General features: G+C 58.2%; 32 protein-coding genes. 7 read left to right on the top strand and 25 right to left on the bottom strand.

What is annotated here, in order from left to right:
* Position 1: 1 nt before the first annotated feature.
* The 5 genes from rpmD to rpsH are packed head-to-tail and all read right to left on the bottom strand — an operon-like array spanning position 2 to position 2242.
* On the bottom strand, positions 2-187 hold the full coding sequence (gene rpmD, locus AC05K6_RS05320; RefSeq protein ID WP_293791593.1) for a 50S ribosomal protein L30: 186 nt from the start codon (positions 185-187) through the stop codon (positions 2-4).
* Positions 188-190: 3 nt separating this feature from the next.
* Positions 191-844 carry a 30S ribosomal protein S5 gene (gene rpsE, locus AC05K6_RS05325; protein ID WP_293791594.1) on the bottom strand — a complete coding sequence of 218 codons (654 nt, stop codon included), beginning with the start codon at positions 842-844 and terminating at the stop codon, positions 191-193.
* A gap of 40 nt (positions 845-884) precedes the next feature.
* Positions 885-1289 carry a 50S ribosomal protein L18 gene (gene rplR / locus AC05K6_RS05330; protein ID WP_293791595.1) on the bottom strand — a complete coding sequence of 135 codons (405 nt, stop codon included), beginning with the start codon at positions 1287-1289 and terminating at the stop codon, positions 885-887.
* The gene (rplF, locus tag AC05K6_RS05335) at positions 1289-1825 is read right to left on the bottom strand and encodes a 50S ribosomal protein L6 (protein WP_293791596.1); all 537 of its coding nucleotides are present in this window, start codon (positions 1823-1825) and stop codon (positions 1289-1291) included. Before rplF ends, rplR begins: the two co-directional genes overlap by 1 nt.
* Before the next feature lie 18 nt (positions 1826-1843).
* The gene (gene rpsH, locus AC05K6_RS05340) at positions 1844-2242 is read right to left on the bottom strand and encodes a 30S ribosomal protein S8 (RefSeq protein WP_293791597.1); all 399 of its coding nucleotides are present in this window, start codon (positions 2240-2242) and stop codon (positions 1844-1846) included.
* A gap of 583 nt (positions 2243-2825) precedes the next feature.
* Between rpsH and AC05K6_RS05345 the strand changes: the two genes are divergently transcribed.
* On the top strand, positions 2826-3230 hold the full coding sequence (locus tag AC05K6_RS05345) for a hypothetical protein (protein WP_293791599.1): 405 nt from the start codon (positions 2826-2828) through the stop codon (positions 3228-3230).
* 108 nt (positions 3231-3338) lie between these two features.
* On the opposite strand, the gene rplE is transcribed toward AC05K6_RS05345, so the two are convergent.
* The 3 genes from rplE to rplN are packed head-to-tail and all read right to left on the bottom strand — an operon-like array spanning position 3339 to position 4579.
* Positions 3339-3890, bottom strand: a complete 552-nt coding sequence (gene rplE / locus AC05K6_RS05350; RefSeq protein WP_293791600.1) for a 50S ribosomal protein L5 — start codon at positions 3888-3890, stop codon at positions 3339-3341.
* Positions 3891-3892: 2 nt separating this feature from the next.
* The gene (rplX, locus tag AC05K6_RS05355; protein WP_005291939.1) at positions 3893-4207 is read right to left on the bottom strand and encodes a 50S ribosomal protein L24; all 315 of its coding nucleotides are present in this window, start codon (positions 4205-4207) and stop codon (positions 3893-3895) included.
* Positions 4208-4579 (bottom strand): 50S ribosomal protein L14, encoded by a 372-nt coding sequence (rplN, locus tag AC05K6_RS05360; RefSeq protein ID WP_293791601.1) that lies wholly within the window; start codon positions 4577-4579, stop codon positions 4208-4210.
* A gap of 655 nt (positions 4580-5234) precedes the next feature.
* On the opposite strand from rplN, the gene AC05K6_RS05365 reads away from it, so the two are divergent.
* Both AC05K6_RS05365 and AC05K6_RS05370 read left to right on the top strand, forming a co-directional pair.
* Positions 5235-5588: a hypothetical protein gene (locus AC05K6_RS05365; protein WP_476727974.1), complete on the top strand. Its 354-nt coding sequence runs from the start codon at positions 5235-5237 to the stop codon at positions 5586-5588.
* A gap of 197 nt (positions 5589-5785) precedes the next feature.
* Positions 5786-6709 carry a siderophore-interacting protein gene (locus tag AC05K6_RS05370; protein WP_476727975.1) on the top strand — a complete coding sequence of 308 codons (924 nt, stop codon included), beginning with the start codon at positions 5786-5788 and terminating at the stop codon, positions 6707-6709.
* A 9-nt stretch (positions 6710-6718) separates the two neighbouring features.
* Here AC05K6_RS05370 and AC05K6_RS05375 read toward each other — a convergent pair whose 3' ends face one another.
* The 15 genes from AC05K6_RS05375 to rpsJ all read right to left on the bottom strand — a co-directional run bounded on the left by AC05K6_RS05375 (position 6719) and on the right by rpsJ (position 16655).
* Complete coding sequence (locus AC05K6_RS05375) at positions 6719-7513, bottom strand: ABC transporter ATP-binding protein (protein WP_476727976.1); 795 nt, start codon at positions 7511-7513, stop codon at positions 6719-6721.
* Positions 7510-8562 carry a FecCD family ABC transporter permease gene (locus tag AC05K6_RS05380; protein WP_476727977.1) on the bottom strand — a complete coding sequence of 351 codons (1053 nt, stop codon included), beginning with the start codon at positions 8560-8562 and terminating at the stop codon, positions 7510-7512. The genes AC05K6_RS05375 and AC05K6_RS05380 overlap by 4 nt, the downstream gene beginning before the upstream one ends.
* Positions 8559-9536, bottom strand: coding sequence for a FecCD family ABC transporter permease (locus AC05K6_RS05385; RefSeq protein ID WP_476728036.1), 978 nt, complete (start codon positions 9534-9536; stop codon positions 8559-8561). Before AC05K6_RS05385 ends, AC05K6_RS05380 begins: the two co-directional genes overlap by 4 nt.
* An 82-nt stretch (positions 9537-9618) precedes the next feature.
* Complete coding sequence (locus AC05K6_RS05390) at positions 9619-10581, bottom strand: iron-siderophore ABC transporter substrate-binding protein (RefSeq protein WP_476727978.1); 963 nt, start codon at positions 10579-10581, stop codon at positions 9619-9621.
* 883 nt (positions 10582-11464) lie between these two features.
* Complete coding sequence (rpsQ, locus tag AC05K6_RS05395; RefSeq protein ID WP_005291953.1) at positions 11465-11758, bottom strand: 30S ribosomal protein S17; 294 nt, start codon at positions 11756-11758, stop codon at positions 11465-11467.
* Positions 11755-11988, bottom strand: coding sequence for a 50S ribosomal protein L29 (gene rpmC, locus AC05K6_RS05400; protein ID WP_005291954.1), 234 nt, complete (start codon positions 11986-11988; stop codon positions 11755-11757). The genes rpsQ and rpmC overlap by 4 nt, the downstream gene beginning before the upstream one ends.
* Positions 11988-12404, bottom strand: coding sequence for a 50S ribosomal protein L16 (gene rplP, locus AC05K6_RS05405; RefSeq protein ID WP_005291957.1), 417 nt, complete (start codon positions 12402-12404; stop codon positions 11988-11990). Before rplP ends, rpmC begins: the two co-directional genes overlap by 1 nt.
* Positions 12405-12409: 5 nt before the next feature.
* Entirely contained in the window at positions 12410-13153 is a 744-nt protein-coding gene (rpsC, locus tag AC05K6_RS05410; protein ID WP_035012120.1) for a 30S ribosomal protein S3, read from the bottom strand.
* Positions 13153-13515, bottom strand: a complete 363-nt coding sequence (rplV, locus tag AC05K6_RS05415; RefSeq protein ID WP_111711900.1) for a 50S ribosomal protein L22 — start codon at positions 13513-13515, stop codon at positions 13153-13155. Before rplV ends, rpsC begins: the two co-directional genes overlap by 1 nt.
* Positions 13516-13517: 2 nt before the next feature.
* A complete protein-coding gene (gene rpsS, locus AC05K6_RS05420) occupies positions 13518-13796 on the bottom strand; it encodes a 30S ribosomal protein S19 (protein ID WP_005291963.1) in 279 nt (92 codons plus the stop codon).
* Between the two features lie 16 nt (positions 13797-13812).
* Positions 13813-14655 carry a 50S ribosomal protein L2 gene (rplB, locus tag AC05K6_RS05425; protein ID WP_005291966.1) on the bottom strand — a complete coding sequence of 281 codons (843 nt, stop codon included), beginning with the start codon at positions 14653-14655 and terminating at the stop codon, positions 13813-13815.
* Between the two features lie 39 nt (positions 14656-14694).
* Complete coding sequence (rplW, locus tag AC05K6_RS05430) at positions 14695-15000, bottom strand: 50S ribosomal protein L23 (RefSeq protein WP_005291980.1); 306 nt, start codon at positions 14998-15000, stop codon at positions 14695-14697.
* The gene (gene rplD, locus AC05K6_RS05435) at positions 14997-15650 is read right to left on the bottom strand and encodes a 50S ribosomal protein L4 (protein ID WP_005291982.1); all 654 of its coding nucleotides are present in this window, start codon (positions 15648-15650) and stop codon (positions 14997-14999) included. The genes rplW and rplD overlap by 4 nt, the downstream gene beginning before the upstream one ends.
* Positions 15647-16303: a 50S ribosomal protein L3 gene (gene rplC, locus AC05K6_RS05440; protein WP_005291985.1), complete on the bottom strand. Its 657-nt coding sequence runs from the start codon at positions 16301-16303 to the stop codon at positions 15647-15649. Before rplC ends, rplD begins: the two co-directional genes overlap by 4 nt.
* A 46-nt stretch (positions 16304-16349) precedes the next feature.
* Positions 16350-16655: a 30S ribosomal protein S10 gene (gene rpsJ, locus AC05K6_RS05445; protein WP_010120790.1), complete on the bottom strand. Its 306-nt coding sequence runs from the start codon at positions 16653-16655 to the stop codon at positions 16350-16352.
* 999 nt (positions 16656-17654) lie between these two features.
* Between rpsJ and AC05K6_RS05450 the strand changes: the two genes are divergently transcribed.
* The 4 genes from AC05K6_RS05450 (at position 17655) to AC05K6_RS05465 (ending at position 20709) form a co-directional block, all read left to right on the top strand.
* Positions 17655-18356: a sortase gene (locus AC05K6_RS05450; protein ID WP_476727979.1), complete on the top strand. Its 702-nt coding sequence runs from the start codon at positions 17655-17657 to the stop codon at positions 18354-18356.
* 206 nt (positions 18357-18562) lie between these two features.
* A complete protein-coding gene (locus AC05K6_RS05455; protein WP_476727980.1) occupies positions 18563-19399 on the top strand; it encodes a hypothetical protein in 837 nt (278 codons plus the stop codon).
* Positions 19400-19603: 204 nt separating this feature from the next.
* Positions 19604-19954 carry a hypothetical protein gene (locus AC05K6_RS05460; protein WP_476727981.1) on the top strand — a complete coding sequence of 117 codons (351 nt, stop codon included), beginning with the start codon at positions 19604-19606 and terminating at the stop codon, positions 19952-19954.
* The gene (locus tag AC05K6_RS05465; protein WP_476727982.1) at positions 19951-20709 is read left to right on the top strand and encodes a GntR family transcriptional regulator; all 759 of its coding nucleotides are present in this window, start codon (positions 19951-19953) and stop codon (positions 20707-20709) included. The genes AC05K6_RS05460 and AC05K6_RS05465 overlap by 4 nt, the downstream gene beginning before the upstream one ends.
* Positions 20710-20822: 113 nt before the next feature.
* On the opposite strand, the gene tuf is transcribed toward AC05K6_RS05465, so the two are convergent.
* Positions 20823-22013 (bottom strand): elongation factor Tu, encoded by a 1191-nt coding sequence (gene tuf / locus AC05K6_RS05470; RefSeq protein WP_293791632.1) that lies wholly within the window; start codon positions 22011-22013, stop codon positions 20823-20825.
* Positions 22014-22511: 498 nt separating this feature from the next.
* Complete coding sequence (gene fusA, locus AC05K6_RS05475; protein WP_005291997.1) at positions 22512-24626, bottom strand: elongation factor G; 2115 nt, start codon at positions 24624-24626, stop codon at positions 22512-22514.
* Positions 24627-24715: the final 89 nt, after the last annotated feature.

Below are 24715 nucleotides of genomic sequence, written 5' to 3' on the forward strand. Positions count from 1 at the left end.
TTTACTCTCCTGCCACTTCTTCGACCTCGACCATGTGGCGCACAACGTTGATCTGGCCACGAACGATCGGGCTATCCTCACGGACAACCGACTGGCCAATGCGCTTCAGGCCGAGAGAGCGCATGGAATTGCGCTGCTTCGGCTTGGTTCCGACCAAGCCCTTGGTCTGGGTAATCTTCAAAGCCATTTCTTATGCCCCCTGTCCTGCTGCACGTGCGCGCAGCATAGCGGCCGGAGCAACCTCGTCCAGGGACTTGCCACGACGTGCGGCAACCTCTTCCGGACGCACCAGCTGCTTCAGGCCAGCGACGGTTGCGTGGACAATGTTGATGGCGTTGTCGGAGCCCAGGGACTTCGACAGGATGTCCTGCACGCCGGCGCACTCTAGCACCGGGCGGACAGCGCCACCGGCGATCACACCGGTACCAGGGGCAGCAGGCTTCATCATGACGATGCCTGCAGCATCCTCACCCTGAACCGGGTGAGTGATGGTGCCGTTGATCATCGGAACGCGGAAGAAGTTCTTACGAGCCTCTTCAGCGCCCTTCTGGATAGCGGCAGGAACTTCCTTAGCCTTGCCGTAGCCGACGCCGACCATGCCCTGGCCGTCGCCGACGATAACCAGCGCGGTGAAGCTGAAGCGGCGACCGCCCTTTACAACCTTCGAGACGCGGTTAATGGTAACCACGCGCTCGATGAACTGGCTGCGCTCATCCTGCTGGTTGCGACGATCGTTACGTCCGCCACGGTCGTTGTTGCGATCGTTGCGGTTGTTACGCTCGTTGCGCTCGTTCTTGTCGTTGTTCTCGGCGGAGCGTCCGCCGTTACGTTCACGTCCCGACATCACGCGTTCCTTCCGTTGGTGTTGTTCGTGGAGTTGGTCATTAGAACTTCAGACCACCTTCGCGGGCAGCGTCAGCCAAAGCGGCAACGCGGCCGTGGTACTTGTAGCCTGCGCGGTCGAAGACAACAGCCTCGATGCCAGCGGCCTTGGCGCGCTCGGCGATCAGCTGGCCAACCTTCGCACCGCGTGCCTTCTTGTCGCCCTCCATGGCACGTACATCTGCTTCCATCGTAGAAGCTGCGACCAGGGTGTGGCCTGCAACATCGTCGATGACCTGTGCGTGCATGTGGCGAGAGGTGCGGTGAATAACCAGACGCGGGGTCTCCGGGGTACCGGAGAGGTTCTTGCGGATACGGAAGTGACGACGTGCGCGTGCAGTGCGGCGGCGGGTGGAGATGTCCTTGCCCACCGGCAGACGCTTTTCGTTTTGTGCAGTGTTGCTCATTACTTACCCGTCTTTCCGACCTTGCGACGGACCTGCTCGCCCTCGTAGCGAATGCCCTTGCCCTTGTAAGGATCGTCCTTACGCAGACGACGGATGTTCGCGGCGATCTGTCCGACCTGCTGCTTGTCGATACCAGTGATGGAGAACTTGGTGTTGCCATCCACGGCGAAGGTGATGCCCTCCGGTGCCTCAATCAGCACAGGGTGGGAGTAGCCCAGCGCGAACTCCAGGTTCTTGCCCTTGAGCTGCACACGGTAACCAACACCGAAGATTTCCATCTTGATGGTGTAGCCCTTCGTCACGCCCTCGATCATGTTGAAGACCAGGGAACGGGACAGGCCGTGCAGGGAACGATTCTTGCGGTGATCATCCGGGCGGGAAACGAGGATCTCCTCGCCTTCCTGCACCACGGTGATCGGAGCCGGAATGTCCTGGCTCAGGGTGCCCTTCGGACCCTTAACCTCGACAGACTGGCCGTTGATGTTGATGGTGACGCCAGAGGGGACAGCCACCGGTGCCTTGCCAACACGAGACATGGTTTAGACCTCCTCTAGTTACCAGACGTAGGCGAGAACTTCTCCGCCCACACCCTTGTTCTGTGCCTCACGGTCGGTCAGCAGACCGTGGGACGTGGAAATGATGGCCACACCCAGGCCGCCGAGGACCTGTGGCAGCTCGTTGGACTTTGCGTACACACGAAGACCCGGCTTAGAAACACGACGCAGCCCGGAGATAGAACGCTCGCGGGACGGGCCGTACTTCAGCTCAATGTCCAGTGTCTTGCCAACCTTGGCGTCGGTGACGGTGAAGTCAGCAATGTAACCCTCCTCCTTGAGGATCTCAGCGATGTTCGCCTTGATCTTGGAAGAAGGCATGGAGACGGAATCATGGAACGCGTTTGACGCGTTCCGCACGCGGGACAGCATGTCCGCGATGGGATCAGTCATGGTCATAAGTTTTGACCCATAGCCTTTCTCATTGCGGTTCCCAACCCACCCAGACTGCGTGTACCGCGCGCTTGCTGGCTACTAGCGCGCCCCATGCTAAATAACGTGGGGTGCTCGCCGCCGTGTCCGCGCGGCCGCTCTATTGGGCGAGGGGCCTACAACAAAGTGGTTTGATGTTTACACTGCTCACGTTGCTGAGCCAGTCTTTCAGGCATGAGGCAACGCAAGACCAGATAACTCTAGCAACCACCTGCATGTTTACCCAAATCGCTGTTGAGGAAATGACGCCCCTAGATTCAGAACCTAAGGTCTCACAGCCCTTGACACCACGGAGCGCAAAATAAGTAGCCAATATGCTACTCCTGAACACCCAATAAGCGATATGTCATATCTTCTCTTAGCTTTAAACTGCGAAAACAAGGCGTTACGTGAGATGTATCACAAATGCGAGTAACGCCTTGAAAAGTTGATTGGTGATTCACTACACATGTTGTACGTACTCAAAGTACGAGACTATTTGCGCCGCAATCAATCGCAGTTGACTCGGCACAATCGCAGTTCTATACACCCCTCATGGAAGGAAAATTCTTTGAAGTTCAAGAAGTCCCTCATCACCCTGGCCGCAGCATCCTCCGTAGCAATGGCTGGTATCCCGGCTGCCGTCGCTGAAGAAGCACCGGAGGCTCCGGTCACCGCAGCTACCGAGAACTCCAACGAGACCGACACCAAGCCGGCTGCTGAGGAGAACGCAGACGAGAACGCTGCTGAAGAAGGCGCTGCCGAGGACGAGACCAAGCCAGCCGACGAGAACAACAACGAGACCAAGCCTGCTGAGGGTTCCGCTGACAGCGAGCAGGGTCAGAAGCTGAAGGGCTCCGTTGACAAGCTGCTGGGTTGGGATGACTCCACCTCCACCCTGAAGAAGATCGAGGACGTTCTGGGCTTCATCGGCAAGATCGTCAAGACCTTCACCGGGTTCCCGGGCTCCAAGTAAATAACCTGGAACCACGACATAAACAACGAACCCCGCTTCCCTATCCCGAGATTTCTCGGGGGAAGCGGGGTTTTGGCTTGCTATGCTGCTGTACTCAGCAGCTCGCTCTTACTTGAACGGGAAGCCCAGCTCGCGCAGCAGTGCACGGCCTTCATCGTCGTTGGTTGCAGTGGTAACAACGGTGATGTTCATACCACGCGGACGATCGATCTTGTCGACGTCGATTTCATAGAACATGGACTGCTCAGTCAGGCCGAAGGTGTAGTTACCGTGGCCGTCAAACTGCTTGTCGTTCAGACCGCGGAAGTCACGAATACGCGGCAGTGCGACGGTCAGCAGACGATCCAGGAACTCCCACATGCGGTCGCCGCGCAGGGTTACGCGGGCGCCGATGGGCATGCCTTCACGCAGCTTGAAGTTAGCGATTGCCTTCTTCGCGGTACGGATCTGCGGCTTCTGACCGGTGATCTTGGTCAGGTCCTCGATTGCACCGTTGATCAGCTTGGAATCGCGAGCTGCGTCGCCGACGCCCATGTTGACGACAACCTTGGTGACGCCCGGGATCTGCATGACGTTCTCGTAGCTGAACTCGCCGTTCAGCTTCTCGCGGATTTCCTCACGGTAGCGAGTCTTCAAACGTGGGGTGTAGTTTTCGCTCATCGTTAGATGTCCTTCCCGTTGCGCTTGGACACGCGGATCTTCTTACCGTCTTCGTCGAAGCGGTAGCCGATACGGGTCGGGTTGCCGTCGGAGTCAACGACCATCACGTTAGAAACGTGGATCGGAGCTTCCTGGGTAACGATGCCGCCGGACTCAGCGCCGCGCTCTGGAGCGGAGTTTGCAACGTGCTTCTTGATTCGGTTGACGCCCTCGACCAGGACCTTGTCGCGCTGCGGGTAGGCCTCAATAACCTTGCCCTTGGCGCCCTTGTCCGGGCCGGAGATAACCAGTACGGTGTCGCCCTTACGGATCTTCATTTAGAGCACCTCCGGAGCCAGGGAAACGATCTTCATGAACTTCTTGTCGCGAAGCTCACGTGCGACCGGGCCGAAGATACGGGTGCCGCGGGGATCGTTGTCGTTTGCCTTGATGATGACAGCAGCGTTCTCATCGAATGCGATGTAGGAGCCGTCCGGACGACGGGTCTCCTTCTTAGCGCGGACGATGACAGCCTTAACAATGTCGCCAGCCTTCACGGTGCCGCCCGGGGTAGCTTCCTTAACAGTTGCTACGACGACATCACCGATACCAGCGGAGCGTCGAACGGAACCACCGAGCGGACGGATGACCAGGATTTCCCGGGCACCGGTGTTGTCGGCAACTCGCAGACGCGATTCTTGCTGAATCACTTGAGTCTCCTAATTTGACCTAGAATTTTTGCGTATCGTGCGTGGGATTACCGACCCTCGCGCACGCGGTCTGTGCCGGTTAAAGCGCCAGGCTCTTCATGAATGCACATTGCGAGCACACACTCGAGCACACTGCACCTTTCGGCAACTGGAATATTGTTCCACACGCGCCCTCAGCTAACAAAATCGCCGTATCAGAGATTTGCCCCGTGGGGCGCCATTTATTCCGGCGGGGGTAGCTCAACCCACCCCCGACGGTAGTTCTCTATACCTTTTGACGCCACCTCATCCTCAGCGTGATGTGAGTGTGATATGCGCCTCAACAGGGCTCTTGCTCATATTGCACTATCTTGCAACCCCTGCACTTGAGACTGCGGAAAATCACCGCATCCACATGGGGATATTAGTGAAAACTGAACTATCTCCCCATTTTTAAAACGTGCCTAGAGGACGACAGGGATCGCAAGGCTTCAAAATCTCCTTGGGCACCTAAGCGGTCTTCTCCAGCGGAGATTGCAATATTTCCGCAGCAACCACAGCTGCTAGGCAACAGATTGACACTGTGCACACAGGCAACAGTCGTGCTACGTTACGTTGCGTACCCAAGGCCGGTTTAAGGCCGACACACCAACTTTTTTAAGTGAGGTTTATACACATGAAGCTCAAGAAGTCTCTGCTAGCTCTGACCACCGCCGCTACCGTTACTGTTGCTGGCACCGCTACCGCTGTAGCTGAGGAGCCCGCCACCAATTCCAGCTCCGCTGGCCAGGGCACCCAGAACGGCGAAAAGAAGGACGAGAATAAGAAGGACGATAGCGGCGATAAGAAGGACGAGGGCAAGTCCGAGCTGGCTGGCTCCGCTGACAAGTTCTTCGGTTGGGACGAAAACACCTCTGGCCTGAAGAAGCTCACAACCGTCGTTACCCTGATCACCACCATCGGCTCTCTGGTTGCAGGCATCATCGCCCTGGCTAACAACTTCCAGAAGGTTCCGAACCTGTTCAAGTAAGAACCTCTTCGTTCTACTAGAGCACAGGTTCCAGTCACCCATTAGTTTGGTTGGCCGTTAACCTCAAGCACCCCACGGCGATACACGATCGCCGCGGGGTGCTTTTGCTATCCCTAAGATCTCTACGATCCTGCCCCTCCTCCGCCTCCCTTCCCCTTTGCCACCCTATATGAGGTTAGGGTAGGCTCACTTTTACTATGGCACTGCAGCAGCTCGTATTGGACCCCTCAACCGCAAGCGACGCTTATCGCTCAGTGTTCGTCGATCATGAACTCGTTGTGGCACCCAGCGAACCTAAGCACCACATCATCCGCGCCACAGTGTGCCACGTCAGCGCTCCCGCCCAACACCTCCGCCGCATTGTCATCGAATCCCCGGAACTAGTTGGTTTCAAACTCTCCGGCCCAGATGAATTCTTCGGGCTCTTTATGCCGCAAGTGGCCAGCGGCAAGCTACATTTACCAATTCATGCCGGCGGCGCAAATATTCGCGCCAGCGTAGCTGCCATGCCAGATGAGCTACGTCCTCACCTGCGGTGGTACACCGTCCGCTCGCTGAATCCTGTGGCTGGACAACTGACTTTTGACGTGGTGACGCATGGCGTCACCACCCCCAGCCATGAAAACATCGGCCCTGGTCTCCGCTGGGTTTTGAGTGCCCAAACCGGCGATCAGGTGGCGATCTGGACCTGCCAGGGGCTATGGCATCGCGGGCGACGCTCCCAAACCTTGATCGCCGATCCGTCCGCAGCACCCTCAGTGCGCGCAATTCTGGAGTACACCCACGCATTCGCACCGGATCAATTGAAAGACATGCATGTCCGCATGATTGCCGAGAGCCCCAATGACCTAGAACCATTGCTCAACCCCAACTGGGAAGATGAATTGGGCAGCCTCGACCTCCTGTTCGCCCCTTCTGAGAAATTTAGCGAAACCACCATTGCGCATTTGAGAGGGCTTGACCATTCTCAGCACCCTGCAACGCAGTCAAAGTGCGTCTGGGTCGCGGGCGAGGGAAACCTCTGCAAGCAAGTACGCCGTCACGCAATTAGCACCTGGAAGCTACCCAGTGAATCTGTGCAATGGTGTCCATATTGGTTCCTCGGCAAAGCGCGACCTTAAGCGATGCGGTTATTTGCCCGCTATCCCCCGCGGCACGATGATCGGAGCCGTGCCACGCGGATCCTCCCACACCTCGGCGCATAGACCATATGCCTCACGTAAAACATCAGCCGTCAAAGCCTCTTCCGGCGCGCCCTGAACGATCTTTTTCCCGTCTTTCATCACGATCATCGTGTCGCTAAAGCTGCCGGCCAGACTGAGGTCATGCAACACTGTCACGACCGTCTTGCCCTCATGGGCTAGTTCACGCACGATCCCTAGGATCTCCATCGCATGTGCCGGATCCAGGTAGGTCGTCGGCTCGTCCAACAACACAACTGGCGTGTCTTGGGCTAACACCATAGCCATCCAAACGCGCTGTCGCTGTCCTCCAGACAGCTCCGCCACATCGCGATTGACGAGGTTGATGGTCGCTGTTTTCTCCAGCGCTTCCCGAACCTTCTTCTTATCTTGTGACGCCGACATTCCCCCACCCCATAGCGCTCGGCGGTAAGGGTGACGTCCGCGCTCCACGAGTTCTCCCACAGTCAACCCCGCCGGGCACATCGGATGCTGTGGAAGAAGCGCGATAAGTTGAGCGGATTCGCGCGCTCCCAAACGATGTACGTCCTTATCCCCGACAAACACGTGCCCTGCAGCTGGAGTGAGCAACCTGGAGAGGGTTTTAAGCAGCGTGGACTTTCCACAGCCATTGGGACCCAGGAGAGTAGTTACCTGCCCCGGTTGTGCCTCGAAGGAGACGTCCTCAACGATACGAGATTCGTTTTCGTAGCCAACTGAGACGCGATCGACGCGAAGTTTCATCGAACCATTCCTTTCAACGTTCCGCGACGGGCAGAAAGCCATACCAACCACACCAGTGCAGGTCCCCCGATGATTGCGGTAACCAACCCCACCGGAGCAGTGAACGGCAGAGCACCCGCTATAACGGCGCATGCAGCCATCAAAGCAGCGCCTGCAGCGGTGGAACACAAGGGGTGAGGCGTAGGAGTAGCAGCCACCAATTTAGCCACCTGAGGAGCCAATAACGCCACAAATCCAACAGGCCCAACAAGGGAAACCACAACCGCGACAATTCCCGTTGCAGCAAGAAGCAACAGCGCGCGCACCTTTTTGACGTTTACTCCAAGGGTGGCCGCGGTGGCGTCATCATGAGAAAGCAGAGGAACATCACGGGCGACAGACAGACCCAGTAGAACGAAAGGCAACATACCCAACACCATGGGCAACAAGGCCTCCGTGAGCACAAAGCCCGTGGATCCGGCAAGCCAGGTTTGGGCATCCGCCGCGCGGGTCAGATCCGCTCGGAGCAGAAGATACTGCACCATCGCTTGGGTGAGGAAAGACAACGCCAGACCAATGACCACTACGCGTTGCGAGGTACCAAAACCACCGAGGAGCATGAGTAACACAACAATAACTAGGGCACCGATCAATGCGAGGGCAGCGCGCCACCAGAAGGTCGGTATGGTTTCGCTCCACACCGGGCGGGCAAACACCGTACCGGCAACGACCAACACTGCAGCACCGCCCGAGACGCCCAAGATATCCGGGCTAGCAAGTGGATTCCGAGCGATAGTCTGAGTCCATGAGCCCGCCAGCCCCAGCGCCGCGCCAACCAGAACAGTGGCAATTGCGACGGGAAGGCGCAAGTCCCACACCACGTTGATCGCCTGGCGCGAACCACCGCCTGTTAGGACCTCGATCACTTCCGCTGGGCTGAGTTTCACCGCACCCTGCCCCAGAATCAGGCAGTAGCACAGTGCAGCTATAAGGGCGAAGCCAAAGGTGGTCGCGAGCACACGCATGCGTCGCGCACGTTTGATGCTTCGAATGGCCGTTGAATTGCTCATACCGCCACTCCCACGTCTTCCGAATTCAAGGACCCTTTTCGACGCCGCACCGCCAGAATCATCACGGGTGCGCCGACGATAGCCAGAACAATGGACATTTCCAGCTCATTGGGTTGCAGTACGAAGCGACCGACAATATCGGCTAAAAGCACAACAACTCCGCCGACTATGGCGGTGGGCACCAACAAGCGAGTCAGTGCCGGGCCGGTGAAAGGGCGCAAAAAGTGAGGAACCGCGAAGCCTACGAAGGTTACCAACCCCACTGTGGCTGTAGCTGAACCGGCAAGGACTACAACCGCCGCTGCGGCCAGCAGACGAGTGCGCATGGGGGAAACTCCAAGGGAGTGGGCAGAGTCCTCCCCCATTGCCATCAAGTCCAAAGGGCGAGCCACCAGTGCGGCGCACAGGGCACCCAACGCGAGGCCGATCGCAGCCATGATTACGTCATCCATACCACGGCCAGCTGTGGAACCCACCGTCCAGCGGCGCAGCCCTTCCAAGGTGTCGGAGGAATAAAGGCTCAGCATATTCGTCGCCGCTTGGAGGGCGAAAGTTACGCCTACCCCCACCAGCACCAACGTCAGTGGATCCCGCGATACTCGGGAGATCAGCAGCACGATAAGTGCGGAGAGAGCTGCGCCGATGAGTCCCATGACTGCCCGCTGCCCCACTGTGTTCGCCCATCCGATAGTCAGTGCGATGGCTACTGCAAATCCAGCACCGGCGTTGACACCGATAATGCCGGGGTCCGCCAGGGGGTTGCGCGTCCAACTCTGCGCAATCGCACCTGCCATTGCTAGTGCCGCTCCCGTGACCACCGCCAACAGCGTACGTGGAAAGCGTAAGTCCCAAATGATCCCGGATTGTTCTGCATTGACACTGGATTGTGCGGAGGGGTGCGGACCGTTCACAAGGATGGTGGTCACTTCAGAAAAGGAAAGTCCCCTGGATCCCAGAAACAGGGAACCGACCATCAACAACACCAAGCACACCAGCGCACCGAGAGTCAGCGGCAGTGTGGGCGAACCGAATACAGATCGAGGCTTTTGCACGGAATTAGGGCTGGACCGCTTCGTTGAACTTGTCTACCGCCCAGGGGATGGTCAGCGGGTTCGGCATGCTCATGGCGTTGCCGACGTTCTCTTCCAGCCAGTACACTTTGTCCTTTTGGACTACTTCCAGCTTGTTGAAGGTCGGATCCTTCTTTAGCGTTTCGGCAGCGCCCTGATAGTCGAGGACAAAGAGGTAATCCACGTTGTTGAGGTCGCTGTAATTTTCTGGTGCAATGTCGCGGTAGAACTCTTTGCCATTGCCTTCCAGCTCCTTCGGGATCTTAAAGCCCAAGTTCTCAATGAACTGCCCGCGTCCGTCACCGGACGTGTACAGACCAATCTTTCCCTGGTATGGCATGACGATAGCTGCACGCTTCCCCTTTAGCTCGGGGTGCTGCTTTTGGAAATCGTCAAAGGCCTTTTGTGTCTGCTCAATAAGCTTGTCGCCTTCTTCTGCCTTATCTACGGCACTTGCGATCTGAGTAACCTGGTCACGCCAGGGAATCTGCCAGTCCGTTGCGCCCTTCGGCTTCAGAGTTGTGGGAGCAATGTCGTTGAGCGCCTTTTTCGCCTGTTCGTCCACGGCGGAGTTCACGGCGATGATTTGGTCTGGATCGGCAGCCGAGATCTTCTCCAAAATCTCCGCAGTGAAGCCGGTAGCGGTACCGTATACCGCTTCTGGCTTGTTATCACCGAGTTTCTCCTTAGCCCAGGGCCCCACGCCAGAGGCATCCACGTCCCCTTCAGCACCCCACGGCGCTACCAGGACTGGCTGGATGCCGAGAGCCAGCAGGGTGTCAGCGTCTCCAAGGCCCACTGCCGCAATGCGGTCATTGCTTGCCCCTTCATTATTCGACGCCGAGTCGTCCCCACCGCGGGCACATCCGGAAAGGACGAGGGTGGAGGCAGTGAGAACTGCTGCAGCCTTCAATGCCGAACGACGAGTCAGCGAATTGTTTTGAAACATGTAGAAGCCTAACGCATAAGGGACTCTTTGAGAGTGCTGTAAAGTACCCGTAGCCTCAAGGGACTAATTTCCTCCTCGGACTACGCCCAACACAGCAATCGGACCCATCTTACACAGGTTAGGCTAACCACACAATAACCTACCTTAAGCTACCGCCCTTCCCGCTCGGCCGCCATTACCAGCGGCGCCCCAGACCTAGTCCGCCACCATTGCAACCCCGGACCTCGCCCGCCACCATCGCCGCCAAAGCCGCCACGACCACCACGCTTGCCAAAGCCGCCAAAGCCACCAAAGCCGCCTAAGCCACCAGCATCGAGATGCCTGAGTTATTGCAACTCGTGGCGCCAAGTGCCGAAGAAGCTGCACTTCGGAAGGACAAATGTCGGAAAAGTTGCAAAACGAAAATTGGCCCCAACTCAGCGAAGCTCTAGAAACGCTCTGACCTGCATTTTTACAAAAGTGCAAATCGCTTCCAATAACAAATTGCAACTTTTCCGACATTTGCACCTCGGCAACACAAGGAGCTGGCCGCGCGGGGTCTCCTACTGGTCTCCTACTGCCCCAAACCCGCCTCCTCGCAGGCCGATATATCGCTAGAACGGGAATCCGTCAGCACAGGCGTGCCTCCGACATTTGCAGCAATTCCCTGACCTGCAGTTTTGCGAATCTGCAAATCAGTGTCGTTAACGCATTCCCCGTTCTAGCGACATCTGCACATCCTCGCGCCACCAAATAGGGCGCCACTGGCACTAGCGCCAAGTGACCCACGTGGGCGTCAATAAGAAACAAGAAAGACCCCCTGCCGCAACAATATGCGACAGAGGGTCTAGCTCTACGACTATCTAAACAGCCTAAGCTGCTCGGATTGCCAGAGCTGCTGGGACTAGCGAGCCTTCTCGATGATCTCGGTCAGGCGGAAGTGCTTGTCCTTGGACAGCGGGCGGGTCTCCTCGATGCGAACGCGGTCGCCTACGCCGGCGGTCTCGTTCTCATCGTGAACCTTCACGCGAGAGTTACGGCGCATGATCTTGCCGTACAGTGCGTGCTGCTTGCGGTCTTCGAGCTCGACCACAATGGTCTTGTTCATCTTGGTGGAAACAACGTATCCGGAGCGAACCTTGCGGGCGCCCTTCTCGTTCTCCACAGCTGCGTTGTCATTCACGGTTGCCTCACTCATGCTGCGTCACCACCCGGGTTGGTAGACAGCCCGAGCTCGCGCTCGCGCAGGACGGTGTAGATGCGGGCGATGTCGCGCTTGACAACACCCAGACGACGGTTGTTGGTCAGCTGGCCGGTCGCAGCCTGGAAGCGAAGGTTGAACAGTTCTTCCTTCGCCTCACGCAAGCGGGTGGTCAGCTCTTCGTTGTTGAGCTCGCGGAGCTCATGTGCCGGAGTTCCGGTAGCCATTAGAACTGATCCTCCTTCTTCACGATGCGAACCTTGCAGGGTAGCTTGTTACCAGCGCGGCGCAGAGCCTCCAGAGCAACCTCTTCATTCGGGTAAGAGGCCTCGAAGAGGATACGACCCGGCTTGATGTTGGCAACCCACTTCTCCACAGGACCCTTACCGGAACCCATACGCACGCCGAGCGGCTTCTGGGTCAGCGGACGGTCCGGGAAAATGTTGATCCACACCTTGCCGCCACGCTTCATGTGGCGGTTAATGGCGATACGAGCGGACTCGATCTGACGGTTGGTGATGTAGGTCGGCTCCAGGGCCTGCAGGCCGTAGTCGCCGAACGTTACGCGGTTGCCGCCCTTGGACACGCCACGACGGGTCGGGCGGTGCTGGCGACGGTACTTAACGCGCTTCGGGATAAGCATTTGTCTTAGCCCTCCTGCTTCTGCTCAGCGCGCTGGCGACGTGCGCCACCGCGACGTGGACGCTCACGACGACCGCGAGACGGGCGCTCGTCGCGTGCATTCATCAGGCTCTCGCGACGGCCACCGACAACGTCACCCTTGTAGATCCACACCTTGACGCCAATGCGTCCGAAAGTGGTGTGAGCCTCGTAGGTGCCGTAGTCGATCTCAGCGCGGAGGGTGTGCAGCGGAACGCGACCCTCGTGGTAGCGCTCGGTGCGGCCCATCTCCGCGCCGCCCAGGCGACCGGAGCAAACAACCTTGATGCCCTTGACCTGCGGCTGACGCATAGCGCCCTGGATTGCCTTGCGCATTGCACGACGGAAGGCAACGCGGTTGGTCAGCTGCTCAGCGATGGACTGTGCCACCAGCTGTGCGTTGGCATCGATGTTCTTGACTTCGAGGATGTTCAGCTGAACCTGCTTGCCGGTGAGCTTCTCCAGCTGGCCGCGGATGCGGTCAGCCTCGGAGCCACGACGGCCGATCACAATGCCCGGACGGGCAGTGTGGATGTCAACGCGAACCCGGTCGTGGGTGCGCTCGATGACAACGTCGGCGATGCCGGCGCGGTCAAGACCCTCGGACAGGAAGTCGCGGATCTTGATGTCCTCAGCGAGGTAGTCAGCGTACTGCTTGTCGGCGTACCAGCGGGAGCGCCACTCGGAAGTGATACCCAGCCGGAGGCCGTGGGGGTGGATTTTCTGGCCCACTACTGAGCACTTCCCTTCTGGCTCTCGACGACCACAGTGATGTGGCTGGTGCGCTTGCGGACGTGGAAAGCACGACCCTGGGCGCGGGGACGGAAACGGCGCATGGTCGGACCCTCATCGGCGTAAGCCTCAGAGATGACCAGCGTCTGCGGATCCAAGCCGAAGTTGTTCTCGGCGTTGGCGGCGGCCGAAGCAACGACCTTCGCGACCGGCTCGGAAGCGGCCTGCGGAGCGTACTTCAGGATCGCCAGGGCGTCCTCGACGGACTTGCCACGGATCGTGTCGATCACGCGGCGAGCCTTCATCGGAGTGACGCGGACGAAACGCGCGGTTGCGCGTGCGGTGGTTACGGTGTCAGACATATTTATCGACGACCCTTCTTGTCGTCCTTGACGTGACCCTTGAAGGTCTTCGTAGGAGCGAACTCACCTAGCTTGTGACCGACCATGGAATCATCGATGAACACCGGCACGTGCTTGCGACCGTCGTGGACGGCGAAAGTGTGGCCAATGAAATCGGGAAGAATGGTCGAGCGACGGGACCACGTCTTGATGACGTTCTTGTTGCCCTTTTCGTTCTGAGCGTCCACCTTCGCAAGGAGGTGTTCGTCGACGAATGGGCCCTTCTTCAGGCTGCGTGGCATTCTCTACTACCTCCTCTTAGCGCTTCTTGTTCTTGTTGGAGCGACGACGGCGAACGATCATCCGGTCGCTTGGACGGTTCGGCTTGCGGGTGCGTCCCTCAGGCTGACCCCAAGGAGACACAGGGTGACGACCACCGGAGGTCTTACCCTCACCACCACCGTGCGGGTGGTCAACCGGGTTCATCACAACACCGCGGACGGTCGGGCGAACGCCCTTCCAGCGCATACGGCCAGCCTTGCCCCAGCGGATGTTGATCTGCTCCTGGTTGCCGACCTCACCGATGGTTGCGCGGCAACGGATGTCAACGCGACGGATTTCGGTGGACGGCATACGCAGAATTGCGTACTTGCCTTCCTTACCCAGCAGCTGGATGGAGGCACCAGCGGAACGAGCCATCTTGGCGCCGCCGCCCGGCTTCAGCTCCACAGCGTGGATGGTGGTACCGGTCGGGATGTTACGCAGCGGCAGGTTGTTGCCAACCTTGATGTCAGCGTTCGGGCCGGACTCCAGCAGAGCGCCCTGCTTCAGACCACGCGGAGCGATGATGTAACGCTTCTCGCCATCGCGGTAGTGCAGCAGCGCAATGTTAGCGGTGCGGTTCGGGTCGTACTCGATGTGAGCGACCTTGGCGATCACGCCGTCCTTGTCGTTACGACGGAAGTCGATAACGCGGTAGCGGCGCTTGTGGCCACCACCCTTGTGACGGGTAGTGATGTGGCCGTGAACGTTACGGCCACCGGTCTTCGACAGCGGGCGCAGCAGAGACTTCTCGGGAGTTGAACGGGTAATTTCCGCGAACTCGGAGACAGAACTCTGGCGGCGACCCGGCGTAGTCGGCTTGTACTTACGAATAGCCATACTCTTGCTTCCTCTTTACCTTTCGGTATCCGGCCGCCCTTAGGCGGTCGCTCCACCGAAGATGTCGATCGGATCGCTGCCGGCGACCAGGGTCACCATGGCGCGCTTGGTTGCCTTGCGCTGGCCGTAGCCGGTCCGGGTGCGCTTACGCTTGCCCTCACGGTTAACGGTGTTAACGCTGGCGACCTTCACACCAAAAATCTGCTCGACGGCAATCTTGATTTGGGTCTTGTTAGAGCTGGGGTTAACCAGGAACGTGTAAACGTTCTGCTCCATCAGGCCGTAGGACTTCTCAGACACGACCGGAGCGATGATGATATCGCGAGGATCAGCTACAGTGCTCACTTTGCCTCCTCCTTGGTCTTATCTGCGGCGTTGATGAAGGCGTTCAGTGCCTCCACGGAGAACACAACATCGTCTGCGTTCAAAACGTCGTAGGTGTTCAGCTGGTCGTTAACCAGGGTGTGCACCTGCGGCAGGTTGTTTACGGACTTCCATGCGGTGACGTCTTCGCGGGTCAGAACGACCAGCACGGACTTACGATCCGTCAGACGCTCGATGAAAGTGCGAGCAGCCTTGGTGGACGGGGTCTGGCCTGGAACCAGCTCCTCAACCACGTGGATGCGGTTGTGGCGCACGCGATCGGTGAGGGCGCCACGCAGAGCGGCAGCCTTCATCTTCTTCGGGGTGCGCTGAGAGTAATCACGCGGCTGCGGGCCGTGCACCGTACCACCACCGGTGAAGTGGGGAGCGCGGATGGAGCCCTGACGTGCGCGACCGGTGCCCTTCTGGCGGAACGGCTTACGGCCACCGCCGGAGACCTGGCCACGAGTCTTCGTAGCGTGAGTACCCTGACGCTTTGCTGCGAGCTGAGCGGTAACGACCTGGTGCATCAGTGCGACGCTTGCCTCTGCATCAAAGATGGATGCGGGCAGCTCGACCGTGCCGTTGGTCTTACCGTCAGCGGTGTGGACATCAAGCTTTAGATTGCTCATGCGTGTGCACCGCCCTTCACTGCGGTCTTGACAACGACGAGGCCGCCGTTGACACCCGGAACTGCACCCTTGATCAGGAGCAGGTTGGACTCTGCGTCGACCTTGGCAACCTTCAGGTTCTGCTGGGTAACGCGGTCGTTACCCATGCGGCCTGCCATGCGCTTGCCCTTGAACACGCGGCCTGGGGTGGCAGCCTGTCCGATGGAGCCCACGCGGCGGTGTGCAGCCTGGTTACCGTGAGCAGCACCCTGGCCAGCGAAGCCGTGGCGCTTCATGCCGCCGGCGTAGCCCTTGCCCTTGGTGGTGCCCGTCACGTCGACGAACTTGACATCGTTGAAGATGTCGACGGTGACGTCCTGGCCTACCTCGTAGCTGGATGCGTCTGCAACGCGGATCTCAGCGACGTGGCGGCGCGGAGTCACGCCAGCCTTCTTGAAGTGACCAGCGGCCGGCTTGTTTACCTTGCGCGGGTCGATCTCGCCGAAGGCGATCTGTACGGCTTCGTAGCCGTCGGTTTCCTTGGTACGCACCTGGGTTACGACACAAGGCCCAGCCTCGACGACGGTAACCGGTACAACACGGTTTTCTTCGTCGAAGATCTGGGTCATGCCGAGCTTCTTGCCCAGGATGCCCTTGATCTCAATATCACTCATAGTTTCTCTTCCGCTGCCGTTTCAGTAGTTCAGACTCGTTTGCCGCTTACTGAATGTTGACGTCGACGCTGGCCGGAAGATCGATGCGCATGAGAGCGTCAACGGTCTTCGGGGTTGGGTCGAGAATGTCGATCAGACGCTTGTGCGTACGCATCTCGAAGTGCTCGCGCGAGTCCTTGTACTTGTGCGGAGAACGGATGACGCAGTACACGTTCTTTTCAGTTGGCAGTGGCACTGGGCCGACAACACGAGCGCCGGTACGGGTTACCGTCTCGACGATCTTCTTGGCAGAAGCGTCGATAGCCTCGTGATCGTAGGCCTTGAGCCTAATGCGGATCTTCTGTCCCGCCACGCTTGTCCTCTTCCTTCAAAGCGCTCTTGCTGTATCCACAGCAGAAAAGCACGCTTCTTATCTGTCTTAGTCTTAACGCTGTCCGGCCTAGGGGCCTGGTCCAGTCGCCAGTGTCGCTTGTGTCTTACATTTACTTGTTTGTGCCATCGACGGAATGCGGGTCATTTGGTTTTAATGAACACACGCCATCAGCACTTGGATTATCAAGTGATGTAACAACACCCGGTTCCCGCCCCTTACTCGCTCCACGATCAGTCTGGTTCAACCGAGACCTTGTATAGACTTTATATATGGAGCAAAGCTTGGAAACGTGTTCCGCGCCTTGTCGGAAGGATTGTCCTTCGCTTACTGCCGCTGTTCATTTACCATGCCCCATCCTCCGGCACCCGCGGTCGGGCGTGTCGCCCTTCCACTTTTAAGTACCGCACAGCAAAGTAGCCCCACTGCGATCCTTTCGGATCACTGTCGCGAGGTTCTTCACCGACGATGGATCATGCTCACTTCACCATCGACACCTTCTTGGCTACGATGCTGGACACTCTGCGTATCCAACTAGCCTCATGTGCCGTGTTAAAGCAACGTCAAGTATTCAACCACACCGGGCGCGCCGAAACCAAATCCCTTTCTTCTTTTCTTTGTGACGCCCCAACGCACCCACCGCCTTACACTCCACCGAAGGGTTGAGCACTACAATCGCCCCATAGTCAAGTTGGAAAGCGGATGACTTCTAGGTGGCGTCATCGATAAGGAGACACTGCAATGAGCGACTCCCCGAAGCGCGTGATTGGGCGCATCCCTCCACCGAAATCGGCATCCGCTAATCGGCCAGCGCAGTTTAGAAGGCCGACTGAAGAACCTGATGCGGAGTTTTCAACACCGCGCAGCGAACGTGCCCAAGTAGCTCAGCGTAGGAAAGCAGAAGCAATCGGGCAGGTTAAGAGCCGACCGAAGCATCGCAAGCGTGACCTCCATAGGCAGAAGCGTTCACAAGGGAAGAGCGTGCCACAAACTCGGAGGCGCAGCGATCGCATTCGCCTCACAGTAGCGCGCATTGGGGTAGCGATTTTTGCTGTCCTAATCACGGTGGCGCTTTGGCAGAGGGAGGATCCGGTCCAACCTCCAGAAGGCTTGGAATCCAATGAAGTCATTGCAGAGCAATCGCCTCCTATTTCCCCGTCGCAGGCAGTAGAGATGTTCATTCCCGCGATTGATGTGCACGCCGAGTTTCAAGATGGTTCTTGCCGGGTGAAGGATGGCGCCATCAATCCGGAAACGATGGATAAGGCATGCACCTACACAGCGGGCGACCGTCCTTACTCTCTGCCGGGCACAAACTCTCCGGACATCGTGGTAATTGCCGGACATACGGGCGCCGGCGTACCCGCAGTGTTTAACAACCTCTATGACGGATCAGCCGACCACCATAAGGTTCAGGTCGGCGACAAGCTTTATGTCCGCACAGTGGACTCTGGTGATAACTGGCTGGTCTATACGGCCACTGATTTACACGACCCCATGAAGGAAGGACTCTCAGAGGATTCCAGCATTTGGGGCGAGGGCGCCAGCCCGGGACGCCTGCTGACCATCAGCTGCATCCAACCGGCAAACCCTTTGCAATCATCTATTCGAAATGCGGTTGTAGGTTGGCAGTTCCAAGGAACTTCAAATACGGCTAACAATTCTGACTCCAAAGATTCTTAGGAAGCCTCCTTAGCGCCCAGAGCGTCCAGAGTCCATCGATAGACGATTGTGCCTGGTCGAAACATTTCACCCCCATATGGACGTATTCCATAAGATTCTTAACATATCTTAATGACAGTAGTGGCGTATGTTACTAGTGTTACCTGTGTTGCTTTGATGCGAACTGTAACACGATCACACGACCCAATATTCTCGAAGGAGATACCATGAAGCGTTTCTCGCAGTCGCTGACCGCAGTTGCGATGGCCAGTGTCCTCGCTCTTGGCGGCGCAACCGTTGCACAGGCACAGGTTCCCGCTCCGGAGATTGATTCTGCCGACTCCACCAACATTCCGAATCCGGGTGGGGTCACCGACGAAGACACTGCCGAGGATCCCAACATCCCGGCTCCGGCTACCAAGCAGGATGACGAAGGTAACACCTGGTACCAGAGCACGCAGGATCCGAGCGTTTACGTGAAGGATCGCAACCAGGTCAACGAGCCGATCACCGACCAGATGCGTGCAGACTACAACAAGGCTTTCGGCGTCCCGACCGAAGAGGGCATCCCGGCTCCGGCCACCAAGAAAGACAAGTTCGGCAACACCTGCTACCAGCACTTGCAGGATCCGACAGTCTACGTGAAGGATCGCAACCAGGTCAACGAGCCGATCACCGATGAGATGCGCGCAGAGTGCCAGGACTTCGACAAGAAGGACCTGGCTTGGCTGGCACTGCCGGCTACCCTGATTATCGGTGGCATCGTCTGGCACCTCGCTAACGACGGCAAGACCTACGTCAAGGACGAGAACAGCAAGGAAGCTCCGTCTGCCGAGGAGAAGGCAGCTTCCGACAAGATGCTGCAGAACAACAAGGACGAGGTCATTGCCCAGGGTGGCAAGCTGGCTGGCGACAACACCGGCAACGCTACCGAGGCAACCACTGAGCGTGGCATGCTGGCACAGACCGGCTCCAACACCGCTGCACGTGGCCTGGCTGCCCTGGCCGTCGTTGCAATGATTGCAGCCGGCGCCTTCGCTGTTCGCCGCAAGCTGTTCGCTTAAGGCCTAAGGCGGCTAAGCCGCAAAGCGCCTCAGCGCACAATCTCCTGAACCCACCTTCCTCACGGCCACGCCGTGCAGGGGGTGGGTTTCATGTATTCGGTGGCGCCTTCCACTCCCCTACGACTGTTGAACACTACAATCGCCACGTAGTGGATTTTTAGGCCGAATGGCACCGAGGTGGCGTCACCCGAAGAAGGAACACCAATGAGCGACTACCGAAGCAACCCTGAGTATCTGCGCCAACGGCGCGCACTAGTTCGGAAGCACCACCCCGACGCGGGAGGAAGCGACGCAGAACTCATCGAGGCACTGCGAGTATTAGACGAGGCCTGGGATCGGCGCGCGCGACTACGCCGACAAGTGCAAGAACACCGACCTAGCTTCATTTCTGAGGAGACGGCAGACCAGGCTTTGGACGCCGCTGAGCAAGCCGTTGGCGTGGCCGAGAATCTTGCACGCAGCGCCGGAAGGTTCGCCGGCAATGTCCGCCGTACCCTCTTCCACAAACTGCCCCAGGAGTTTCGCCGCGGCTACCGGGAGGGAGACAACGAGTGACCGCCCGTTACCAGCAGATCGCCTACGAGCTGCGTGAGGACATCCGTAGCGAGCGTTTCGCGGTCGGGGAACCACTACCGAGTGAGAAGGAGCTCTCGGAGCGCTTTCACGTAGCCCCCGGAACTATGCGTCAGGCTCTTAACGTGCTGGTGGACGAAGGAACACTTAGTTCCAAACGCGGTGCCCGCAAAGTCGTCATGCGGATGCCCGCTCGCTTTCCGGAGATCTCCAAGTTCCGAAGTTTCGCACAATGGGCCTATGGACGCGGACGAACCCCTGGTGGGCATGTCATCAAACAAGAATGGGTCGAACAAACTGAGCAAGACTCACAGCTGTTGCGAATCCCCGACGGCCAGCAGGTACTCACGGTTCTACGCGTCCGCACCATTGACGGTGCACCTGTCATGCTAGAACGCACACGCTACCCCGCTTGGGTGGGCGCGAAGGTCGCAGCTATGGATCCAACGTGTCCCTCTGTCACTAACGAACTAGCGGCGCGTCACAATATTCACTTCTTCGCCGCGGACAATGTCTTCTCGGCCTCTAAAGCTGGAACCGTTGATGCCCGATGGTTGCCGCTGGCTGCCGGTGACCCCGTTTTGGTACACCGCCGTTTGTCACGCGATGCGAAAGGCTCGCCGTTGGAAATGAGTGAGGATCGCTATCTTGCCGACGCCCTTAGTATCGCCGTCCCGACGTCTGGAAAGAACAACGTTCTCAGTTGGACCACGTTGAATCAATTCCCCTGGGAATAGGTTGCACGGATACAGACCTGAATATAAAAATGCCCCGGGCTCTTTAAAGAACCCGGGGCATTTCCCGTTTAGCGCCGTAGCGCTAAGCGGAGATCAGCGTGAAGTAATAACTACTACTTGGTGATCTTGGTAACGCGACCAGCGCCAACGGTGCGGCCACCCTCACGGATAGCGAAGCGCAGGCCCTCGTCCATTGCGACCGGCTGGATCAGGGTGACGGACATGTCAACGTTGTCGCCCGGCATAACCATCTCGGTGCCCTCCGGGAGCTTAACAACACCGGTAACGTCGGTGGTGCGGAAGTAGAACTGCGGACGGTAGTTGTCGAAGAACGGGGTGTGGCGGCCGCCCTCGTCCTTGGACAGAACGTAAACGGAACCCTCGAACTCGGTGTGCGGGGTGTACGCGCCCGGCTTAGCAACGATCTGGCCACGCTCAACGTCCTCGCGCTTCAGACCACGCAGCAGCAGTGCAGCGTTGTCGCCAGCCTCTGCGGTGTCCAGCAGCTTGTTGAACATCTCGATGGAGGTAACGGTGGTCTTCTGGGCCTTCTCGCGGATACCCAGGATCTCGACCTCGTCGTTCAGGTTCAGGATGCCACGCTCAACACGGCCGGTAACAACGGTACCGCGACCGGTAATGGTGAAGATGTCCTCAACCGGCATCAGGAACGGCTTGTCGGTCTCGCGCTCCGGATCCGGGATGGAGTCGTCACAAGCCTGCATGAGCTCGAGGATCTGCTTGCCCCACTTCTCGTCGCCCTCCAGGGCCTTCAGTGCGGAGATGTGAACAACCGGAGCTTCCTCGTCGAACTCCTGCTCGGCCAGCAGCTCGCGAACCTCCATCTCGACGAGCTCCAGCAGCTCCTCGTCGTCAACCATGTCGCACTTGTTCAGTGCAACCAGGATGTAAGGAACGCCAACCTGGCGAGCCAGCAGAACGTGCTCGCGGGTCTGCGGCATCGGGCCATCGGTTGCAGCAACAACCAGGATAGCGCCGTCCATCTGAGCAGCACCGGTGATCATGTTCTTGATGTAGTCGGCGTGACCCGGAGCGTCAACGTGAGCGTAGTGGCGCTTCTCGGTCTCGTACTCAACGTGGGAGATGTTGATCGTGATGCCACGCTCCTTCTCCTCCGGCGCCTTATCGATGGCGTCGAAAGCGAAGGACTTGTTGGCCTCGGGGAATGCGTCAGCCAGAACCTTGGTGATCGCGGCAGTGGTGGTGGTCTTGCCGTGGTCGACGTGACCAATGGTGCCGATGTTTACGTGCGGCTTGGAACGCTCGAACTTAGCCTTCGCCACTTTGTGTCCTCCTGGACTGCTCGGTGGCTACGACTCTCGCAGCCACATTAACTTTTATTGCCAACCAGCTGCTTCCCCGCAGTTTGCGGATTGCTCACTGGCTAGTTTTCTTACTTCTTGCCGAATTTCAGATTATCCGTGTAACGAACATCTTCGCCTCGACTTTGTGTTTCGAGGCCAGTCGCGCTACACGCGAACTGGGTAACGGCCAGCACACCGCATCCTACGTCACTGTACCCCATCTAGAAAAATTAGCCTCTGTAAGCAAAGCCAAAACCCCACATAAATTAGGGTAAGCCCTTAGAGACAACTATTTCTAGCCGTCTTAGCTAGTTATCTATTTGGTTACTTTTTGACGCAGGCCTGCGCCGTGCTGACCCCTACCCCGCAAGGCCCCTCACCCCGTGAACCCTCTTGTCAGCCCCGTTACGACGGAGCCTTGGGCGTCACAAAGATGAAGGAAGCCTTAGCTAGAGAGGGGCGGAAACGACCCAAGTATTAGGCCTGGCCTCCGGTGCGCTCCGCGATGATGTCGGAAGCAACGTTGGTCGGAACCTCACCGTAGGAGTCGAAGATCATCGAGAAGTTTGCACGACCGGCGGTGCGGGAACGCAGGTCACCGATGTAGCCGAACATCTCAGACAGCGGCACCTTAGCCTTGACAACCTTGGCGCCGGCACGGTCGTCCATGGAGGAAACCTGGCCACGGCGGGAGTTGATGTCGCCGATGACGTCGCCCATGTACTCCTCAGGGGTGATGACCTCAACAGCCATCAGCGGCTCCAGCAGAACCGGCTTTGCCTTGGCAACTGCTTCCTTCAGAGCCTGAGAACCGGCCAGCTTGAAGGCCATCTCAGAGGAGTCGACCTCGTGGTAAGCACCATCCAGCAGGGTGGCCTTGATGTTTACCAACGGGAAGCCGGCCAGGTAGCCGTACTGCATAGCGTCCTGGATACCAGCGTCGACAGACGGGATGTACTCCTTCGGCACGCGACCACCGGTGACCTCGTTGACGAACTCGTAGGTCTCCTCGGAGCCCTCCTCCGGCGCGTAGGGCTCGACGGCAATGATGACGCGCGCGAACTGACCGGAACCACCGGTCTGCTTCTTGTGGGTGTATTCCAGCTTCTCGACCGGCTTGCGGATGGTCTCGCGGTAAGCAACCTGCGGGTTACCGATGTTCGCCTCAACCTTGAACTCGCGGCGCATACGGTCAACCAGAACGTCCAGGTGCAGCTCGCCCATACCGCCGATGACGGTCTGGCCGGTCTCTTCATCCAGCTTCACGGTGAAGGTCGGGTCCTCTTCCGCCAGCTTCTGGATAGCGGTACCCAGCTTCTCCTGGTCAGACTTGGTCTTCGGCTCGATGGCGACCTCGATAACCGGATCCGGGAAGTCCATGGACTCCAGGATGACCGGATCCTGAGCGTCACACAGGGTGTCACCGGTGGTGGTGTCCTTCAGGCCGATGAAGGCGTAGATGTGACCAGCGGATGCACGATCCACCGGCTGCTCCTTGTTGGAGTGCATCTGGAACAGCTTGCCGATGCGCTCCTTCTTGTCCTTCGTGGAGTTGGTGACCTGCGCACCGGACTCAACGGAACCGGAGTAAACGCGGACGTAGGTCAGCTTGCCGAAGAACGGGTGTACGGCAACCTTGAATGCCAGAGCGGAGAACGGCTCGTCCTTGGAGGGCTTGCGCAGAACCTCAACCTCGGGATCCTTAGCGTCGTGGCCCTTGATGGAGCCGACGTCCATCGGGTTCGGCAGGAAGTCGATAACAGCGTCCAGCATCGGCTGGATGCCCTTGTTCTTGTAAGCAGAACCACAGTAAACCGGGTAAACCTCGGAGTTAACGGTCAGCTTACGGATCTGTGCCTTCAGCTCATCAACGGTGAGTTCCTCACCGGCGAAGTAGCGCTCCATGAGCTCCTCGTCGGACTCAGCAACGGTCTCGACGAGCTTCTCGCGGTACTCCTCGGCCTTGTCCTTGAGGTCCTCCGGAATGTCCTCGTAGGTCGGCTCCGCACCGATCTCTACCTTGCCGCGCCAGGTAACAGCGCGCATGTTCAGTAGGTCAACGATGCCATCGAAGTCGTCCTCAGCACCGATCGGCAGGGCCATTACCAGTGGCTTTGCACCCAGGCGGTCGACGATGGTCTGCACCGTGTAGTAGAAGTCTGCGCCCAGCTTGTCCATCTTGTTGACGAAGCAAATACGCGGAACGTCGTACTTGGTTGCCTGGCGCCAAACCTGCTCGGACTGCGGCTCCACGCCTTCCTTGGCGTCGAACACAGCCACCGCACCGTCCAGGACACGCAGGGAGCGCTCCACCTCAACGGTGAAGTCCACGTGGCCGGGGGTGTCGATGATGTTGATCTGGTTACCTTCCCAGAAACAGGTGGTAGCAGCGGAGGTAATGGTAATACCGCGCTCCTTCTCCTGCTCCATCCAGTCCATCGTGGAGGCGCCATCGTGGGTCTCACCGATCTTACGGTTAATACCGGTGTAGAAAAGGATGCGCTCCGTGGTGGTGGTCTTACCAGCATCGATGTGCGCCATGATGCCGATGTTGCGGACCTTCTTCAGGTCGGTCAACGCTTCAAGTGCCACTGGGTTACCCCGCTCATTTCGTTGTTGAGCGACTTTGCTGGAACTTCCATGTTGTTCACATTGTTGTTCAGTAGTGCTTCTAAAAGCCC

This window comes from Corynebacterium sp. TUM25020 (assembly GCF_056388495.1).

Bases quoted from the DNA above. Each gene is read 5' to 3' on its own strand.
- AC05K6_RS05375 (WP_476727976.1), bottom strand. From the start codon at position 7,513: ATGAAACTTCGCGTCGATCGCGTCTCAGTTGGCTACGAAAACGAATCT.
- rpsS (WP_005291963.1), bottom strand. From the start codon at position 13,796: ATGCCACGCAGCCTGAAGAAGGGCCCATTCGTCGACGAACACCTCCTT.
- rpsH (WP_293791597.1), bottom strand. From the start codon at position 2,242: ATGACCATGACTGATCCCATCGCGGACATGCTGTCCCGCGTGCGGAAC.
- AC05K6_RS05460 (WP_476727981.1), top strand. From the start codon at position 19,604: ATGAGCGACTACCGAAGCAACCCTGAGTATCTGCGCCAACGGCGCGCA.
- rplF (WP_293791596.1), bottom strand. From the start codon at position 1,825: ATGTCTCGTGTTGGCAAGGCACCGGTGGCTGTCCCCTCTGGCGTCACC.
- rpsQ (WP_005291953.1), bottom strand. From the start codon at position 11,758: ATGAGTGAGGCAACCGTGAATGACAACGCAGCTGTGGAGAACGAGAAG.
- rplB (WP_005291966.1), bottom strand. From the start codon at position 14,655: ATGGCTATTCGTAAGTACAAGCCGACTACGCCGGGTCGCCGCCAGAGT.
- AC05K6_RS05455 (WP_476727980.1), top strand. From the start codon at position 18,563: ATGAAGCGTTTCTCGCAGTCGCTGACCGCAGTTGCGATGGCCAGTGTC.
- rplP (WP_005291957.1), bottom strand. From the start codon at position 12,404: ATGCTTATCCCGAAGCGCGTTAAGTACCGTCGCCAGCACCGCCCGACC.
- rpmD (WP_293791593.1), bottom strand. From the start codon at position 187: ATGGCTTTGAAGATTACCCAGACCAAGGGCTTGGTCGGAACCAAGCCG.
- AC05K6_RS05370 (WP_476727975.1), top strand. From the start codon at position 5,786: ATGGCACTGCAGCAGCTCGTATTGGACCCCTCAACCGCAAGCGACGCT.
- AC05K6_RS05380 (WP_476727977.1), bottom strand. From the start codon at position 8,562: ATGAGCAATTCAACGGCCATTCGAAGCATCAAACGTGCGCGACGCATG.
- rpmC (WP_005291954.1), bottom strand. From the start codon at position 11,988: ATGGCTACCGGAACTCCGGCACATGAGCTCCGCGAGCTCAACAACGAA.
- rplD (WP_005291982.1), bottom strand. From the start codon at position 15,650: ATGAGCAATCTAAAGCTTGATGTCCACACCGCTGACGGTAAGACCAAC.
- rplX (WP_005291939.1), bottom strand. From the start codon at position 4,207: ATGAAGATCCGTAAGGGCGACACCGTACTGGTTATCTCCGGCCCGGAC.
- AC05K6_RS05385 (WP_476728036.1), bottom strand. From the start codon at position 9,536: ATGGTCGGTTCCCTGTTTCTGGGATCCAGGGGACTTTCCTTTTCTGAA.
- rpsE (WP_293791594.1), bottom strand. From the start codon at position 844: ATGTCGGGACGTGAACGTAACGGCGGACGCTCCGCCGAGAACAACGAC.
- AC05K6_RS05390 (WP_476727978.1), bottom strand. From the start codon at position 10,581: ATGTTTCAAAACAATTCGCTGACTCGTCGTTCGGCATTGAAGGCTGCA.
- rplV (WP_111711900.1), bottom strand. From the start codon at position 13,515: ATGTCTGACACCGTAACCACCGCACGCGCAACCGCGCGTTTCGTCCGC.
- rplC (WP_005291985.1), bottom strand. From the start codon at position 16,303: ATGAGTGATATTGAGATCAAGGGCATCCTGGGCAAGAAGCTCGGCATG.
- AC05K6_RS05365 (WP_476727974.1), top strand. From the start codon at position 5,235: ATGAAGCTCAAGAAGTCTCTGCTAGCTCTGACCACCGCCGCTACCGTT.
- rplE (WP_293791600.1), bottom strand. From the start codon at position 3,890: ATGAGCGAAAACTACACCCCACGTTTGAAGACTCGCTACCGTGAGGAA.
- rplR (WP_293791595.1), bottom strand. From the start codon at position 1,289: ATGAGCAACACTGCACAAAACGAAAAGCGTCTGCCGGTGGGCAAGGAC.